Source organism: Vallitalea guaymasensis (assembly GCF_018141425.1).
In the GTDB taxonomy this organism is placed as follows: domain Bacteria; phylum Bacillota; class Clostridia; order Lachnospirales; family Vallitaleaceae; genus Vallitalea; species Vallitalea guaymasensis.
Map to the genome: position 1 here is coordinate 206,100 of NZ_CP058561.1, position 18,022 is coordinate 224,121.

The following is an 18,022-nucleotide window of genomic DNA, read 5'->3' on the forward strand; positions in this document are numbered from 1 at the left end:
AATTATCGGTTATTGTAACAATAATATAATATTAATTTAATTAAATACAACTTGACTTAGTTAAGTTATAGGAGTATACTATTTTTCCTTGCAAAAAAATTGAATATATTAGATTACGTTAGGAGGTTCATTATGATTGAAGTAAATGGATTATGCAAATCTTTCAAAGTAGCCAAACGTACAGCAGGTGTAAAAGCATCTTTTAAATCACTTTTCCATCGGGAATATGACATAGTTAACGCTATAAAAGATGTTTCTTTTACAATAGACACTGGTGAGATTGTTGGGTACATAGGACCTAATGGAGCAGGAAAATCTACCACAATCAAAATCATGAGCGGCATATTGGTTCCTGATTCTGGTACTTGCAGTATTTTAGGTCATACCCCTTGGCAAGAAAGAGTTAATCATGTAAAAAATATTGGTGTAGTTTTTGGTCAACGGTCACAGCTGTGGTGGGATGTTCCTGTTATCGACTCTTTTGAATTGTTGAAAGACATATATAAAATACCCCCAAAAGAATATGCCAACAATCTAGACATGCTGACAGAAACCTTACAACTAGATGATTTCATCAATATTCCCGTTAGACAGCTAAGTCTTGGACAACGTATGAGATGTGAGATAGCCGCATCCTTATTACATTCACCCAAAATCTTATTTTTAGATGAACCTACTATTGGTCTTGATGCTATTTCCAAAATTGCAGTTCGAAAATTCATTAAAGAAATAAACAAAGAAAAAAATGTAACCATTATATTGACAACTCATGATATGAGTGATATAGAAGCTCTGGCTGACAGAATTTTATTAATAGGAAAAGGAACTATTCTATACGATGGAAACCTTACATCACTAAGAAACAAATATTCCAATGATAAAATCATTACTATAGAATATGCTAGATCAAATAAATCAATCAACATACCAGGTGTTACTGTTCTATCCCAAATAGAAGAACGTGCTGTACTCTCTATAAATACCAAAATATTCTCCGTATCAGAAGTTATATCATCTTTAGTGAATTCATATGAAATTACTGATGTTACAGTAGAATCACAGCCAGTAGATGAAATCATTGTAAAATTATATAAGGAGTATGCAATATGAAAGCTTATCTATCTGTTTTTAGATTGAGATTGATGAATAGTATGCAGTATAGAGTTGCTGCGTATGCAGGTGTCGCTACACAGTTTTTCTGGGGATTCATGTATCTAATGATTTTTGAAGCATTCTACTCCAGCAGTACTACTATTCAACCTATCTCTTTTAGCCAAACAGTTTCTTATATTTGGCTGAAGCAATCTTTTTTAGTTTTTATAATGCTTTGGTATAGAGATGGTGAACTATTTGAACTAATCACTAGTGGTAACATAGCTTATGAATTATGCAGACCCATTAATCTGTATGGTTTTTGGTTTTCCAAGCTTATAGCCCAAAGAGTATCAGGAGCAATTCTTAGAAGCGTACCAATAATTATAATTGCTTTCATTCTTCCAAAACCTTATAGGATTTCATTACCACCAGATATAACAACATTATTTATATTTATAATTTCCATTATACTAGGATTGTTTGTTGTTGTCGCTATATCCATGTTTATATATATTTCCGTTTTCGTTACTATGTCACCTGTAGGGTCAACTTTGATATTTGCAGTTCTTGGAGAATTTTTTGCTGGTTTGGTTATTCCTATACCATTTATGCCAGTATGGGTGCAGAAAATCGTATATGTCTTCCCCTTTCATCTAACTTGCGATATGCCTTTTAGAATATATTCTGGACATATACCCCTAAATGATGCTCTCATAGGAATTCTAGTACAAATAATATGGCTGGCAATCCTTATAATACTAGGGCAAGTCAGCATGAAAAAAGTATTAAAAAAAGTAATAGTACAAGGTGGTTAAGATTGGAGGTTGTTATGAAATTATTCTTGAAATACCTAAAAATATTATTGAAATCCCAACTGCAGTATCGGACTTCATTTATACTGTTATGCCTTGGTCAATTTTTTATACCCTTTTTCGTTTTTGCCGGCATGTATTTTATGTTCCAGAGATTTAATAACATTGCTGGTTGGAACTTCTATGAAGTCATGTTGTGCTTTGGTATAATACATATATCTTTTTCGTTAAGTGAATGTTTCGCTAGAGGATTTGATAGTTTCTCTAATCTTATCCGAACTGGTAATTTTGATAGAATACTTGTAAGACCTCGTGGAACTATCGTCCAAGTAATAGGCTCCAGATTTGAATTTACTAGGATAGGACGTCTGTTGCAAAGTATTATAGTTTTGATATGGGCATTAACCAATATTTCTATCGATTTTGATTTACCAAAGATTATTATTCTCATATTAATGATTATTAGTGGGATTTTTATTTTCTCTGGGATATTCATTTTGGCAGCTACCTTATGTTTTTGGACTATCCAAAGTCTAGAAATCGCTAAAATCCTAACAGATGGTGGTAGAGAAATGTTTCAATATCCTCTGGGCATCTATAAGAAATGGGTAAAGAACTTTTTTACATTTGTGGTACCTTTTGGCTGTGTTAATTATTATCCACTTATGTACTTGCTAGACAAGAATAACTCAAATAATATATTATACATTATTTCACCTATATTGGGGATTTTATTTATTATACCTTGTCTATTAGTGTGGAGAATAGGTGTTGGACATTACAAATCAACGGGGTCATGATAATTATTGGTAAACCAGATTGTCGTTAAAGTATGAAGTGAAGAAATGACAACGGTTGTGTATTGAAATCATATATAGTGATAATACTCTCGTTACGTTTGTTGCTTCTATCTGTTTATAAGGTATGGCAACAAGCCGTAAAAGTTCGTTATTATCACTATATATGATTTTCTCTGTACTTACCACTCTTGAGCCAGTTAAAAGATGTGACTTTAGCCTGCTATATGGTAAAAATCTATTAATAGATTTTAAGACAATCTAAAAGGGTTATCTTGTTGGATAAGATAACCCTCTTTTTGTATACCATAATTAAACAGCTTACTTACGTTAATCTATAATATCATATTATAATTTGCTCACGTTAGCTGCTTGAGGTCCTTTTGCACCATCAACAACTTCAAATTGAACAGCGTCGCCCTCTTCTAAGTTTTTAAAACCTTCATCTTGAATAGCTGAAAAATGTACAAATATATCGTCGCCATCTTCAACTGAAATAAACCCAAAACCTTTTTTTGCATCAAACCATTTAACTGTACCTTGATTCATTTTTAAATCCTCCTAAATATATAAAATTACATTTTTACACTAGCACAAACACTGAAAATTGTCAACTTATAAATATTTATAGGTTGAATTTAATCAAATCACCCCTAATTTATCAAGTAATTTAACACAATCCTTATATCCCTGCAGATATAAACAATCATTTGCACAAGATACTTCATATACTTGTTGTGTAATCTCAAAATGCCACCAATATCGTTCTATTATTTATTTTCTAGGGCATTAATACCATCTCTAACCCCTTGAGCCCTTGTCTTATTATTTTTTTCGCAATAATTATCTAGAGTCTTAAGCTCTTTGTCGTTAACTCTCACATGTAAGCTATGAGGTTTTGGGTCTGTAGTAGGTCTGCCCATTTTTTTCTTAGACATTCCACACCTCCTTTTTGTGTCCAATATTATTATATGACTTTTGGTTACAAAAGTCAAGTGAAGGTATAGTTAATATTCCTTATAATTAAAACTTCTCTACTTTTATTTATTTTTGAGGTAGTTCAGTCCATCTCTAATACCTTGCGCTTTGTTTATGTTATTCCTTTCACAATAATCTTTTAGAATCTCTAATGTCTGCTCATTTATACGAGCTGTAATTTTAATAGTTTTTGGATCATCAGTAGGTCTCCCAATTTTTTTCTTAGCCATTATTCATTCTCCTTTTATTATACTTTCGGTTACAAAATTCATTTACTTACTTTATGTTTTAAAACCACTGTAGCCATAAATATTTTACAAAGAAGAAAAAGTTTTTTGTGATTAACAACCTCTACCTTAAAAGCAAAATAGTATATGTATATGTGAAGTAGTGAGGCAGGACGCCGAACCCAGCTTTTTGCTCAGGACGAGCAAGTAGCTGGCGAAACATATACATATACTATTTTGCAATAACCAAGGCTGAACAAAATACTTTTTCTGACTTACTTGTACTAACCAATATTTTATTATGTTAAAAAAGCATTTAAGATATACGCCCCTCTTAAATGCTTTAATTTAATTATTAATATTAATGTCTAAAATGTCTCATTCCAGTAAACACCATAGCAATACCATATTTATCACAAGCTTCTATAGATAACTTATCCCTTATTGAACCACCTGGTTGTATAATACAAGTAATTCCCGCTTTTGCAGCTTCTTCAACACAGTCTGGGAATGGGAAGAAAGCATCTGATGCAAGGCTTGCCCCTTTTAATGAATCAGCTCCTAGATGCTCTACAGCGTGTCTTATAGCCTGCTTACATGCCCATATACGATTAACCTGTCCAGGTCCAACACCAAGAGACATCTTATCTTTTCCTATAGCTATACCATTAGATTTTGCGAACTTAACAACTTTCCAAGCGAATTTCAAGTCTTCCATTTGTTCTTTTGATGGCTTAGTTTTTGTTACAACTTCAAGATCATTAGGTAATAACTCATTATCTATTGTTTGAATAAGTAATCCACCACTTACTTTTTTAAGGTCGTATGCTGTATCAGGTTGTTTCTGTAATATATTTTCTAATGTAAGTACTCTAATATTCTTTTTCTGAGTAAGAACTTCAATTGCTTCTTCACTATAACTTGGAGCAACTACAATCTCAACAAATATCTTATTAATTTCCTCTGCTGTATTTTTATCAATTTCTCTATTGGCTACAATAATACCACCAAATATTGAAACAGGGTCAGCTTTGTAAGCTTTTACATATGCATCACAGATATTGTCTGCACTACCTACTCCACAAGGATTAGCATGTTTACAAGCAACAACTGTAGGCTCATCATATTCTTTCAAGAGTTCAAGAGCTCCATTTGTATCATTTATATTGTTAAAAGATAATGCTTTACCATGTAACTGTTTAGCGTTAGTAAGGCATCCTTTTGTATTGCCTACTTCTCTATAGAAAGCAGCTTTTTGATGTGGGTTCTCACCATATCTCATATCTTGCACTTTTTCGAATGTCATACTAATTGTTTCTGGGAAATCATTAGCATTTCTTTGCTTTCTCATATAATTAGCTATTAAAGTATCATAGTGTGATGTATGCTCAAACACCTTAGAACACAAATAAAATTTTGTTTCATAGGATACTTCGCCTTTATCTTCAACTTCTTTTAATACTGTATCATAATCTTCTGGGTCTACCACTACAGCAACATCCTGGAAATTCTTAGCTGCTGAACGAAGCATTGTTGGACCACCTATATCAATGTTTTCAATAGCTTCTTCTCTGGTTACTCCATCTTTTAAGATAGTTTGTTTAAAAGGATAAAGATTAACTACTACTAAATCTATTGGGGTAACGTTTAATTCTTCTAATTGTTTCATATGTTCTTCGCTGCTTCTCATTGCAAGCAATCCAGCATGGATATTCGGATGAAGTGTCTTAACTCTTCCATCTAGGCACTCTGGAAATCCTGTAACATCTGAAATACCAATTACTTTTACACCATTCTCAATAAGTTTCTTAGCAGTTCCACCAGTTGATATGATCTCAACTCCAAGCTCTACTAACTTCTTAGCAAATTCTACTATACCAGCTTTATCTGAAACACTGATTAACGCTCTTTTCATATTTGTGATCTCCTTTTTATTTTTATATTTTATGGAAGGCAAGTCTTAATATTTACCATGAAAAGTTCTATTAATAACTTCTTCCTGTTGTTCTCTACTTAATCTATTGAAATTAACTGCATACCCTGATACCCTTATAGTCAAGTTAGGATATTTTTCTGGATGTTCCATAGCATCTATCAACTTTTCTCTATCTAATACGTTGACATTTATATGATGTCCAGTTTGATAGAAATAACCATCTAAAATGCTGACAAGATTTTTTACTTGTTCATCATCACTCTTCCCTAAAGTCTTAGGCTGAATAGAAAAAGTACATGATATTCCGTCTAAACAGCTATCATAAGGAATCTTTGCCACAGAGTTAAGTGATGCCAATGCTCCTTTGTGGTCACGATTGTGCATAGGATTGGCTCCTGGCGCAAAAGGGTGTCCCTGTTTCCTGCCATCAGGTGTAGAACCTGTTTTCTTACCATAGACAACATTAGATGTTATTGTTAGTATAGATAATGATGGAGTCGAATTTCTGTAAGTCTTATGCTTCTTTAATTCATCAATAAAACCAGTTGTTAAATCACTAGCTATTATATCCACCCTGTCATCATCATTACCGTATTTGGGATAGTCGCCTATGATGTTAAAATCTATAATCAATCCAACTTCATTACGTATTGGAATAACTTTTGCATATTTTATAGCACTAAAGGAATCTGCCATTACTGAAAGTCCTGCCATACCAAAAGCCATAGTACGTTCAACCTCAGTATCGTGAAGAGCCATTTGAAGCTTTTCATAAGCGTATTTATCATGCATATAATGTATTACATTCATGGTATTTACATACAACTTACATAACCATTGCTGATACTTTTTGAAGCGTTCAAGTACTTCTTCATAAACAAGAACTTCTCCTTCCAATGGTTTCATTTCTGGTCCTACCTGAATCCCTTTTATTTCATCCTTACCGCCATTCAATGCCATCAATAAAACTTTTGGCATATTACATCTTGCTCCAAAGAACTGCATTTGTTTTCCTATTTTCATAGCTGATACACAACATGCTATACCATAATCATCTCCATATAATGAACGCATCAAATCGTCATTTTCATATTGTATGGAATCTGTGTCAATTGATACTTTTGCACAGAATTTCTTAAAATCAGCTGGTAATTCTTTTGACCATAAAATTGTTATATTAGGTTCTGGTGCTGAACCTAAAGTATATAAGGTGTTAATGAATCTATAGGAGCTCTTAGTAACTAATGTTCTTCCATCTTCACCCATACCACCTATTGCTTCTGTAATCCACATTGGATCTCCTGCAAAAAGTTCATTATATTCAGGAGTCCTTAGTTGTCTTGCCATACGTAATTTTAATACTAGATCATCAATTAATTCTTGTGCTCTGGCTTCTGTGATTAATCCACTTGCTATATCTCTTTCAATATAAATATCTATAAATGTGCTGATACGACCTAGCGACATAGCTGCACCATTTTGTTCTTTTATAGCTCCAAGATATGCATAATATATCCATTGTATTGCTTCTCTTGCATTTTCAGCTGGAAGTGAGATATCATCTCCATATAATCTTGCCATTTCTTTCAGCTTATTCAAGAAATCTATTTGTCTATATAACTCTTCAAGCAACTTAATATTTTCATCTGACATCATCTCATTGCTATATTTTTTCTTATCTAATTCTTTTTCCTGTATTAAATGATCTATACCATAGAGAGCAACTCTACGATAGTCTCCTATTATTCTACCTCTGCCATATGCATCAGGTAATCCTGTAATAACGCCTGTCTTTCTTACCAATTTCATTTCATCAGAGTAAACTCGATAAACACCGTCATTATGTGTTGTTCTATATTTGAATTCTTCCTCGACTTTTTCATCAACTTCATATCCATATGCCTGACAAGCATTTCTAGTCATACGAATTCCACCAAAAGGATTGATTGATCTTTTCAATGGTTTGTCAGTCTGTAAGCCTTTTATGATCTCTTTATCTTTGTCAATATAGCCTGGTTCAAAAGTCAATAAGGAGGATACCGTTCTTGTATCAATATCAAGAACTCCTCTATCAAGTTCTTCTTTTTTCAATTTCTTGAAGTATTCATTAAGTTCATTTGTCCTCTTAGTAGGTCCTTGCAAAAAACTGTTATCCCCTTCATAAGGGTTATAATTCTTTTGAATAAAATCTCTTACATTGATTTCTTGTTTCCATATTCCATCTTTAAAATTATGCCATTGTTTCATTTTATCTATCCTCTCTATTAATTAATAAGACATGAAAAGCAGAATGCTTATCACTAAGATAATAAAAGACCGCCTGAGCACATAGACTCCATAACGGTCTATTGCCCAGGCGGTCGGCATAATTATAATTCTGTACTCCCTGTGGGTACTCCCACTTCCGCCAGTCATACAGAAGAAATATTTAATTTTATAATAATATGTATTTTAACACAAATAGTATTGAAAGTATATACATTATTGGGTGAACTTTTTTACCCTTCTTCACACATAAGTTAATAACTACATATGAAACTACTCCAAACACAATACCTTCTGAAATACTATATGATAAAGGCATAACTAAAATTGTTAAGAATGCTGGTATAGCTTCTGTGAAATCACTGAAATCTACTTTAGCAATAGATTCTATCATATAGAATCCAACAATTATTAATGCTGGTGCAGTTGCAAATGCTGGAACTGAAAGTAATATTGGTGAGAAGAATAATGCAAGTACAAAAAATACTGCTGTTGTTAAAGATGTTAATCCAGTTCTACCACCATCAGCTACTCCTGATGCACTCTCAACATATGTTGTTGTTGTTGAAGTACCTAAACATGCTCCAGCTACTGTAGCAACTGAGTCTGCAAATAATGCATGTTTGATCTTTGGTAGTTTACCATCTTTGTCAAGGTATCCAGCTTTACTAGAAACACCTATCAAAGTTCCTAATGTATCAAATAAGTCAACAAATAGGAATGAGAAAACAACAACCCAGAAGTTAGCTAAAGCCAATGCACTAAAATCAAATTGGAATGCTATTGGAGCTATGCTAGGAGGTGCTGAGAAAATACTTGTTGGAATTACACTGAACTGTGGATGGAATATTCCAATTCCTTCAGATATCATTCCAAGTAATCAAGATACCTAATAATATTGATCCTTTAACTTTTAATACAACTAATATTGCAGTGACTAAAACACCAATAACAGCAAGTATAACTGCTCCTGAAGTCATATCACCAAGTGTAACCAATGTTGCAGGGTCAGCAACTACTATACCTGCATTTTGTAAACCAATAAAAGCAATGAATAAACCGATACCTGCACTAACTGCATATTTAAGGTTCATTGGTATAGCATTGAATAATGCCTCTCTGACATTAACAAATGTTAAAACTATGAAAATGATACCTTCTACAAATACTGCTGTTAGAGCTACTTGCCAACTGTATCCCATCTTAAGAACTACAGTAAAAGCAAAGAATGCGTTAAGTCCCATACCTGGAGCAAGTGCAAATGGATAATTAGCTACTAAAGCCATTATCAATGTACCGATAACTGCCGCTAATGCTGTTGCAGTAAATATTGCACCTTTATCCATACCAGTAGGTATGAATCCATCAGCTGTTTGTAATCCAGATAATATACTTGGATTAACAATTAATATGTATGCCATTGTCATGAAAGTAGTAATACCAGCAAATATTTCAGTCTTTACATTGGTATTGTTTTGTTTAAGTTTAAAGAATCTTTCCATCTTTAACCCTCCATCCGATATTCTATTACAAACTTTATTTTATCAGAGAAAATTTTCCATGTCAATATAAATCCGAATATTTTTTGTTATTTCAGGATAAATATTCGGGTTTTTTGTAGGTTGGAAAGTTATTTTCTTACTATATGTCTATTTTAGTAGATTAGAGGGATAATTAGTGGGTGAGGTTATGTGAGGGATAATTGAATAAATTGCAAGACATTGGTTGAGAAAGTGGTTAGACTACCCGTCGTTTGGGCTAGGTCATAACCACTGATATATTACTCAATCACTTTGTTATTTATTCAATAATAGACTGTCCAATTATATATATCACCTATTATTTTTATTAATCAAATACGTCTTTTTCCTAATCTATCAACCTTTTTATCAATAAGCCCCCTAATATTCCAAATAAAAAACTTAGCAAAGTTCCTAATAAATAGTACTCAGATTTTTTTTTATTTTTTAATTCTTCGAATCTTGTTATAGATTTTACTGCAAGTATTAATCCCATAGCACTATATTGTCCCATAGCAACAAAAATAATTACAAGTAATCGTTCAATAATACCTATTTTAATTCCTATTTTTTGATTGGTTTTACTCATCGCTAATGATGGCTCATTGCTAACAGCTATTTCTTCTTGTACATCACTCACCCCACCTTCTTCAATCATTACATTTGATATTTCTATTACATGTACATCTACCTCATTATTAACAATTTTAAGCTTCTCAAGTATAAATGAAATTACAGATCCTGCTACTATTGAAAAAAGTATTAGTATTATAATGCTACCTAGAATATATGTATCAATATCTGGTATCTCTATTTCGCCATTATTATATTTTGATTTATAACTACCAAACAACCATATATACTTCTGTGTATATGATACTTTAAAAAATATACTTGCAAAGTATATCCATAATAAATGTAAAAATTGCTCTAAACTAAAATACAGAAGACCATTTTTACAGGATTGTTGAGTTATTATTAGCTTTTTATGATCAATCAAAAGATGGCCTGTTGTAATTATTATTGTCATTAATATAATTAATAACGAATTATCATAAAACAAATGTAATATTTGCATTGATAATAATACTAAAATTCCATGTTTTAATAATGGATTCTTAATAGATATATATTTATTAAATTCTTTGTAATAATCATTTTTAGATTTGACTAATTGGTCACTTTGTAAAACAAAGTCAGCTACTAAATGAGCTAATATTAAATATAACAGTAATTTCATTTCTATTCTTTTCCCCCTAATAACAATTATGTACAATTTTATCTATACTAATATTTTTGTAACTGCCCATGAGTACTAACAGTTCTTTTGCCTCCACACACTCATCATAAGGTTTACAGTTATATTTGCTTAATGTAGTATCGTATAACGGTAAGCAAGTATTTATTAGATATTAAATCTTTATAACCTCTTGTCATATCACTAAACATTTTTTTAAGTATTAACCCTTAGAATTAATTCTTGCTGTTATTATCATTCATATTTGAGTATCACATGTATTTATTACTAGTATTACAATAGTTGGTAAGATAAACAAAATCCTCTCACCCATCTTTCATGGTATAATATTTGGAAGCTATCAAAGTTAGAGTACTTCTACTCTGCAAAAATTAAATATAAAAAAGCACTTAAAAAAGTTAAAACTTCTCTAAGTGCTTTATAATCTAATATATTCAATTTTCAATTCTATAAAAATGCAAAAAATGCACACTAAACACTACTTAATACTAATATGCCCACAAGGATCTTTAATAATAACTGCCTATCAACAATATAGGTATACAAAAAAAATAATAATATGTCTTATAGTATACATCAGTATAAATTTTAATGCAATACTTTTTAATTATTTTTAATAAATAACTAAGAATCAAACTTTATATGAAACTATGTTTACTATTATTAGTCCAATATCTTCTTAACCATATTAATTGATTTTACTGTTTTTTCCCATTTTAATTTTCATTATTATAGCAACCCATATATCAATTATTTGTTAATATCCATTATAATTAAAAGTACCTATATCAGCAAATTGGTAAAATACTTTATGCATTAAACACAGGCTAGCATAATAAAGACCTATCTTACTAGTTAAAACTTTTTTAGATACATTACTATAAGACCATTATATCGTATTATTCATGGTACTTATTACTTCTTGTTTTAAATGCAGGCATAGTTCCTTCCAAAACATCAACAATCTTTTCATTAATCTCTGAGTTCTCTATACTACCAGTACTACATTCAAATTTGTTTCCATTCGATTTGTCAATATTAACATATATTATCTGTTCAGCATCTGCAACAATTGCTAAATTAGGGTTGTGAGTAACCATGATGATTTGTCTGTGTTCTTTGGCTGACTTTATATATGGAACAAGAATCTTTGCTACAGAATGATTATCTAAGTTATCTTCTGGTTGATCAATCATAATTGGCATTTCTGTTTTATCTAGTGCAAGATAAAACACCAACAACAATGCACCTTTTTCACCCGGTGATAGTTCATCAAGACTCTTTCCATTTTGCATCATTTCATATTTAGGAGAAAGAAAATCCATTGAGAAAACATATGAGTAAAATTCATTTCTATTACTCACAATATCACCAATATATGTACTAGCCATTTGATCAGTCCGCATATCTGTTTCTAAATATTCTACTACACGTTTTAGGAATTCTTCAACGTCCTCTTTACTTTCAAAGTTTCGGTCCTCTACAACATTCTCCCAAAGCATTTTTTTACTATTTTCCATTCCATAAAATGATCCAATTTTCTTTTTATATAAAATTCAAAAATATGGCCTCAAAACTATCTTCAAATTTAAAACAACTAATGATTTCTATTGATTGATCATTAAGCTCTTTTAATGTGTCATCTATCTGAACTTTTATATCATCATAAATTTTCTTAATCTCAAGTTTTTTTGAGAATATTTCTTTAGATACTATTATACGCTCTTTTCTCAAGTTGCTTATTTTATCTAAAAGATCACCTTGCAGGAAATCGAGTTCAGTAATCAGTTTCTTTCATTTTACTCAAGCATATATGCAATGTCTCTTTTGAGTTGATTGTTATAACTCGTTTATTATTGCATATATCAAATATCCGTTGCCTATGGACTTCATCTGCCAGAACAAGTTCTGCTGGACCTGGACTCTGCAGCAGCTGCCCACACAAGGATGAATTCTATGAAGTCCTAGAGAATATCAGGCAACTTCCGCAGCTGGAATGACAGCAACTGTTGAACCTTGAAAACTGAAAATCGAGTATGAATTGAGCTAACAGGATAAGTCTGCGCTTTTTTTGGAAGAGGAATCAATAAATCTTATCTGTTAAGGCAATAAACCATAATTCAAATCATAATATGCTCGATTTTCGGTGATTTCATAGGTTCATGAATAATTCAGGATTAGTTTCCAAAACCGTACAAACTACGCAGATTATAAGCCTACTCCACACATAATTATTGTTCGATCTCAATGACATAAAAAGCCCACTTCTCAATACTTAATGCAAATGTATCCAGTTTTATATTAACATCCTTACAGTGAGGCTCTATCTCATAAACAGGTTCACCCTTAAAGCTTAATTGATTCATAGAACGCAGACTATTGGCATTCAAATATGTAATTTGGGCTATTGTAGCTTTTACATTTATCAAATCAATTTTAGCTATAACTGAATTTCTATTTGTATTGACCAGCTTAATGATGACCTTATTCGCTTTCTTGGTAGCACTGCAATAAATACCTTTTGGTAAATCTGAATCGATACCGATTACTTTATTACCCACTGTTGTCGCAAACATTTGCTGAACAAAGTAATTGGCAGTTTTCAAAGTATGCGCAGGATTAAAATCAATGAGGTTATGTCGCCATTGGTTCCCTTCAACTAAACAGAACAATGGTGCATAACAACTCATTGCAACTACGTCTGAATTACGTTCTAATCCAGTAATAAAAGCTGCTTCAGCTAAAGCTGTTTTATAGCGATTCGGAATAAATTTTTTTGATAAAATGCCATCCTTAAGTAAATCTTTTGCTGCATACTCTCCAAGAAATACTTTTGCTGTACCTCGCTCATAATTATCATAGCGCTGATATCTACTTTCTACCCACTCTGGCTTTTTATAAAAATGCTCATCGATGTAAATATCAGGGAATTTCTCCTTAGCCTTATTCCATGACAACTCGAAAGCTTTTCCATCCGGTAATGCGCCTGAAGACATGATACACGTGATGCCAGGATATTTCGCATCAATTTCTTTTTTTATCATCCCAAAACGATGAATGTAATCTTCACCTAAATTTTCATTTCCTAATCCGATATAATTTAATTGAAATGGCTCTGGATGTCCTGCTTCTGCACGTAATTTAGCCCATTTATTCGTCGTAGGATCTCCAGTTGCATAATCAATTAAATCAAGGGCATTCTGTATAACCCGCTCATAAAAATCTGGGGCATCAAGTTCTAATTTACCTCTTTTTCGTATCTGACAATTTAAACCTGCCCATACAACGGGTAGTGGCTCTATATTTAAATCCTCACATAAAAGAAAGTACTCATAAAATCCAACTTGGAGTGATTGACTATATCCTCCATCGGGTGTATCAGCAGCCCATAAATTATAGTTTGGTTTTCTGTCTAAAATTGGGCCAACACTGTGTTTCCACTGATACTCGTTACCTAGCTCAGCGCCTTCTACAATACACCCCCCTGGAAATCTCAAGAACTTTGGATTTAAGTCCCTAAGCACTTCTACCAAATCTTTTCGAAGCTTACCTTGACTCCATTTTGGATTTTCTTTTCCCCAAATGTCGCAATCCATTAAGCTTATGCAATCGATATCTAAAACACCCTCACCATCTAATGCAATTACGAGCTTTCCATACTCGGTTTTGGTACCTTTTAAGATTTCTTTAACAAATACCCATTGTTCAGTAATTTTGATTGTTTTAATCTGTGTTATGACCTGTCCACGCTCATCTTCTAAAAATACCTTTACGTTGCCATTAAAATCCTTTTTCCGAATCCAACATGTAAATTCATATTCTTTTCTATCCACAATTGACATCGCGTTGCTATTTGCATGTATTCTACTTCCATTATAGCCTTTGTTTTCCAGTCTACATTTTCCTTGGCTCCTGATTCTGGCACTCCAACTATCATTAGACACAGGATTTTCATGCAGACTCTCCAGAGAACCACCTATACATTTCCAATATCGAAGTCTATCCACCTTTGCATTTACTTTTCTGACTAAACCTATGGCCATTCTAACTGAACTGACGCCTTCATTTTCCATATAGACCGCATCAAAGCTATGGTTATTGACCATATTCGCATTCAATCCACCATCACAAGCATAGTTGATATCTTCAAGAAATAATCCAAAAAGTGTATCACTTACCTTTCTCACTGTATTGTTTGCATCAATTTTCAAATTAAAATCCACCATTTTCTTCCTCCAATAATTTTTTTAATTTATTTTGAATTATATTTTGTTATCATGATTCCTATATTCCAATAGGTAACAAGATAATGTCATCTAAGTAACCAATTATTGGTATAAAATCTGGTATAAAATCAATGGGACTTAAAGCATACCCAACCATGATAACTGATAACACTTTAGCAAATAGCGGGGTCCTTACATCTCTATAAGAATAAAATAGAGTCCCGATCTCCTGTTTTAGTTTTTTCGCATTTTCTTGTAGTTTCATCTTAACCTTTCAAATTTTTATCTCATTTTTTTAACCTTGTAATTTAACATGTTTATACCCAAATTGGACAATACATAAACTACTTACTTTACTATACGTTCTACTCTTATCATACCATAATGCTGACCTATAGTTTACTACCTCTTTGCCAGCACTATTATTAAGTGTTTTTTGTGCCATAGCTTTATATAGTTCATCATGAGTAGTTACAATATTCTCGATTTCTGAACTATCCTTTGCTTCATTAATAGTAACAGCATTGATTAATATATTCTTGTTTGGAATAATATTAGCATAGCCATTAAGTTCAGCTAAAGCACGATGAGAAGAAGCTAATTGCTTTAATACTCTATTTGATTCAAGGTTTTTACTTGGAGGTAACGGAGTTAAAATAAAATCTTTCATATAAGTCTCCAGTCAATTTAATTTATTATACAACATATTTTCCCAATACGCAAGCAACGTAGGAAAATATCATTATTTTTTGCGCACGTTTATTTTTTATAGGAAAAATTTGCTCATGTTCATGATTAGCTCTCTATTTTTACACCCACTGTGTATGACGCCATTCCCTAAAATTGTATATTTGCCATTATATTTGTCACCCACTATGTGTGACAACCAAGCTACATGTCTGACATAGTGGGTGTCATCTTTTTTAAGCTAACATTATTCATGCTGAATGTACATTTAAAATGTTAAATTGCCTTCAAAAAACAGAATAATAATTTATAGCGCCGAATAATATGCACCTTTCATTCTATAACACCATAAAAATTATGTACATCACAGCTATAAATCCACTTAAAATCCATCCATTTCTGTACATCAACTATGTACAGCGTCACATGATTTTGCTGTACACTGTCGCTGTACAAATCACATTTCTCATCATAAATTTTGAAAATGTATAATATTCATATACATAAATTAGTGACTTTGCCGTTAATAAACAACATCAGCGGCAAAGTTATTAGTTTACAGCAAGCGATCCCGTGCTATTTCCTCTGCCATCATTCTACCCATCTCATCTTGTATTTCCATCCCAGAGAATATTTGATTGGTCAGTTCTTTAAGCTGTGATAAATATTTCAGGATATGATCGTTCAGTTTATCTTGCTTAACTAATTCAACATAATATGCTAGATCATGCTCTTTCATGTGCTCCAGCTTTGTCCTAGCTTTAACTGAGCTGCTACAGTTCTTCTCAGCACTGATGGCAAGGATAATCGGATAATAAATATCCTCATCATCTAGTTCATAGATTAGATCGTTTTCGTCTGAATAATTGTATAATGGTAATTCTTTTGTTTTCATGATTTTCTCCTTTTATTTGTGAAAAAGCTTATCGCTCCATCCACCCTCTGGTCGTTTTTGTTCTTTCCGGTACAGGCTTGTTCAAGATGCTTTCAGCTTTGTCCTTACCGATCACATCAACCAGCCTGTCTAGGTCTTCGGCTTTTTCTTCAAATTGTCCACGCTCAAACATAGCCCTTTTAATATGACTATTAAGTGATTTAATCTCTTTTTTCATATTGCTGACATTTTGCATCAGTTCTTTGTAGCTGTTTTTGAGATGCAGGTATTGTGATACAACCGTTTTAATTACAGCCTTGAGGTTATTTACAAGTGGAATGACCAGCCGTTCCCTATAGCCCTTTGCTCCCATCATCGGTAGGACAGTTGGTACCTGCCATTCTGCACTTGTGTAGTATTTATCTACATTCAGGCTGACATAATCCTCACTATCATGTAAATCCTTGAGCTTAGACTCAATACGATTTACCTCAGCTTCAAGAGCTTCAACCTCTTTTGTACGCTCCTGTTTTTTATACTCCAGTACACTAAGGTGCGGATTATTAGTACCGAGCTGTTTCCACTCAACTCCATGCCGTTCCATGACAGCCGATAATTCTTTTTTCTCAGCCTGTATCCATTTATTCCATTCCGTTTCACTTCTGGAGCCACCTACAAAGCCTTGCTGTGCTAGTGCCTTTTTTAGTGAAACTCTCGTCTCCAAACCACGCTTACTACCTGTAGTAAACGGTACAAAATCTATATGCAAATGTGGCGTTTCCTCGTCCATATGGAGATGTGTTGAGAATACTCTAAGCTGCGGATTACGCTCCTGAAAACTATCCATGAACTCAGTCAAGATTGCTTTTGCCAGTGTGCCATTTTCATCTCTTATATTCATATCATCTTTATTGCCGATTTGAAATATAACTTCATGAAACAGCTTTTCCTGTTTGCTTGTTCTTATCTTTTCATAATAATCCGGTATCCTTCTATCTTTGCGTGTCTGCTTGTCGTTATACTGCTGCAACGCAGCACCAAACAAATCGCTATAAACTTGTTTGATGTTATCGCTACGAAAAACTACGTTGTTTTTCGTCCTAACCGCATCAACATTTTCCGCAGTAAATGTTCTGCGGTTATGCGATATTGAACCTTTACCTACCATGGCACTTATACTTCTTTGCAATGTTACCTCCTATTGCGATTTGTCCTGTCGCCTCAGCGACCGCGAAGCACTTTTGGAATTTATGCCGAAAGTACTTTTGCGTTACTTTTGACAAAAAGTAACAAAACCCTAATCGTCGCTATCGCTCCTTACCTGCTGGGAAAAAAATCAAGGTTGCA

At 32.8% G+C, this 18,022-nt stretch carries 14 protein-coding genes, 2 pseudogenes and 1 riboswitch; of the genes and pseudogenes, 3 read left to right on the forward strand and 13 right to left on the reverse strand.

Annotation, left to right across the window (positions count from 1 at the left end; all coding sequences use genetic code 11):
* The first annotated feature begins 132 nt into the window (after positions 1 to 132).
* From HYG85_RS00900 to HYG85_RS00910, 3 genes are read left to right on the forward strand one after another with little or no spacing between them, the layout of a single operon-like run.
* The gene (locus tag HYG85_RS00900) at positions 133 to 1,110 is read left to right on the forward strand and encodes an ABC transporter ATP-binding protein (protein WP_212691904.1); all 978 of its coding nucleotides are present in this window, start codon (positions 133 to 135) and stop codon (positions 1,108 to 1,110) included.
* On the forward strand, positions 1,107 to 1,910 hold the full coding sequence (locus HYG85_RS00905) for an ABC transporter permease (RefSeq protein WP_212691905.1): 804 nt from the start codon (positions 1,107 to 1,109) through the stop codon (positions 1,908 to 1,910). Before HYG85_RS00900 ends, HYG85_RS00905 begins: the two co-directional genes overlap by 4 nt.
* 14 nt (positions 1,911 to 1,924) lie before the next feature.
* Positions 1,925 to 2,707, forward strand: coding sequence for an ABC transporter permease (locus HYG85_RS00910; RefSeq protein WP_212691906.1), 783 nt, complete (start codon positions 1,925 to 1,927; stop codon positions 2,705 to 2,707).
* Positions 2,708 to 3,052: 345 nt separating this feature from the next.
* On the opposite strand, the gene HYG85_RS00915 is transcribed toward HYG85_RS00910, so the two are convergent.
* From HYG85_RS00915 to HYG85_RS00975, 13 genes and pseudogenes are all read right to left on the reverse strand, one after another.
* The gene (locus HYG85_RS00915; RefSeq protein ID WP_212691907.1) at positions 3,053 to 3,253 is read right to left on the reverse strand and encodes a cold-shock protein; all 201 of its coding nucleotides are present in this window, start codon (positions 3,251 to 3,253) and stop codon (positions 3,053 to 3,055) included.
* A 221-nt stretch (positions 3,254 to 3,474) separates the two neighbouring features.
* Positions 3,475 to 3,642 carry a hypothetical protein gene (locus HYG85_RS00920; protein ID WP_212691908.1) on the reverse strand — a complete coding sequence of 56 codons (168 nt, stop codon included), beginning with the start codon at positions 3,640 to 3,642 and terminating at the stop codon, positions 3,475 to 3,477.
* Between the two features lie 102 nt (positions 3,643 to 3,744).
* Positions 3,745 to 3,912, reverse strand: a complete 168-nt coding sequence (locus HYG85_RS00925) for a hypothetical protein (RefSeq protein WP_212693831.1) — start codon at positions 3,910 to 3,912, stop codon at positions 3,745 to 3,747.
* 358 nt (positions 3,913 to 4,270) lie between these two features.
* Positions 4,271 to 5,824: a bifunctional phosphoribosylaminoimidazolecarboxamide formyltransferase/IMP cyclohydrolase gene (gene purH, locus HYG85_RS00930; protein ID WP_212691909.1), complete on the reverse strand. Its 1,554-nt coding sequence runs from the start codon at positions 5,822 to 5,824 to the stop codon at positions 4,271 to 4,273.
* Between the two features lie 45 nt (positions 5,825 to 5,869).
* Positions 5,870 to 8,092: a formate C-acetyltransferase gene (gene pflB, locus HYG85_RS00935; RefSeq protein WP_212691910.1), complete on the reverse strand. Its 2,223-nt coding sequence runs from the start codon at positions 8,090 to 8,092 to the stop codon at positions 5,870 to 5,872.
* A gap of 96 nt (positions 8,093 to 8,188) precedes the next feature.
* Positions 8,189 to 8,270, reverse strand: a riboswitch (ZMP/ZTP riboswitch).
* A gap of 9 nt (positions 8,271 to 8,279) precedes the next feature.
* A pseudogene (locus tag HYG85_RS24645) lies at positions 8,280 to 9,612 on the reverse strand (NCS2 family permease).
* 367 nt (positions 9,613 to 9,979) lie between these two features.
* Complete coding sequence (locus HYG85_RS00945) at positions 9,980 to 10,870, reverse strand: DUF3307 domain-containing protein (RefSeq protein ID WP_212691911.1); 891 nt, start codon at positions 10,868 to 10,870, stop codon at positions 9,980 to 9,982.
* A 917-nt stretch (positions 10,871 to 11,787) separates the two neighbouring features.
* A complete protein-coding gene (locus HYG85_RS00950; protein ID WP_212691912.1) occupies positions 11,788 to 12,408 on the reverse strand; it encodes a P-loop NTPase family protein in 621 nt (206 codons plus the stop codon).
* Positions 12,409 to 13,119: 711 nt separating this feature from the next.
* Positions 13,120 to 15,114: an alpha-L-arabinofuranosidase C-terminal domain-containing protein gene (locus HYG85_RS00955; RefSeq protein ID WP_212691913.1), complete on the reverse strand. Its 1,995-nt coding sequence runs from the start codon at positions 15,112 to 15,114 to the stop codon at positions 13,120 to 13,122.
* Between the two features lie 61 nt (positions 15,115 to 15,175).
* Positions 15,176 to 15,316: pseudogene (locus HYG85_RS24650) on the reverse strand (YkvA family protein); the annotation flags it as partial.
* A 93-nt stretch (positions 15,317 to 15,409) separates the two neighbouring features.
* The gene (locus HYG85_RS00965; protein WP_212691915.1) at positions 15,410 to 15,784 is read right to left on the reverse strand and encodes a Fic/DOC family N-terminal domain-containing protein; all 375 of its coding nucleotides are present in this window, start codon (positions 15,782 to 15,784) and stop codon (positions 15,410 to 15,412) included.
* A gap of 573 nt (positions 15,785 to 16,357) precedes the next feature.
* Positions 16,358 to 16,696, reverse strand: coding sequence for a TnpV protein (locus HYG85_RS00970; protein WP_212691916.1), 339 nt, complete (start codon positions 16,694 to 16,696; stop codon positions 16,358 to 16,360).
* A 28-nt stretch (positions 16,697 to 16,724) separates the two neighbouring features.
* Positions 16,725 to 17,864, reverse strand: a complete 1,140-nt coding sequence (locus HYG85_RS00975; protein WP_244971261.1) for a plasmid recombination protein — start codon at positions 17,862 to 17,864, stop codon at positions 16,725 to 16,727.
* Positions 17,865 to 18,022: the final 158 nt, after the last annotated feature.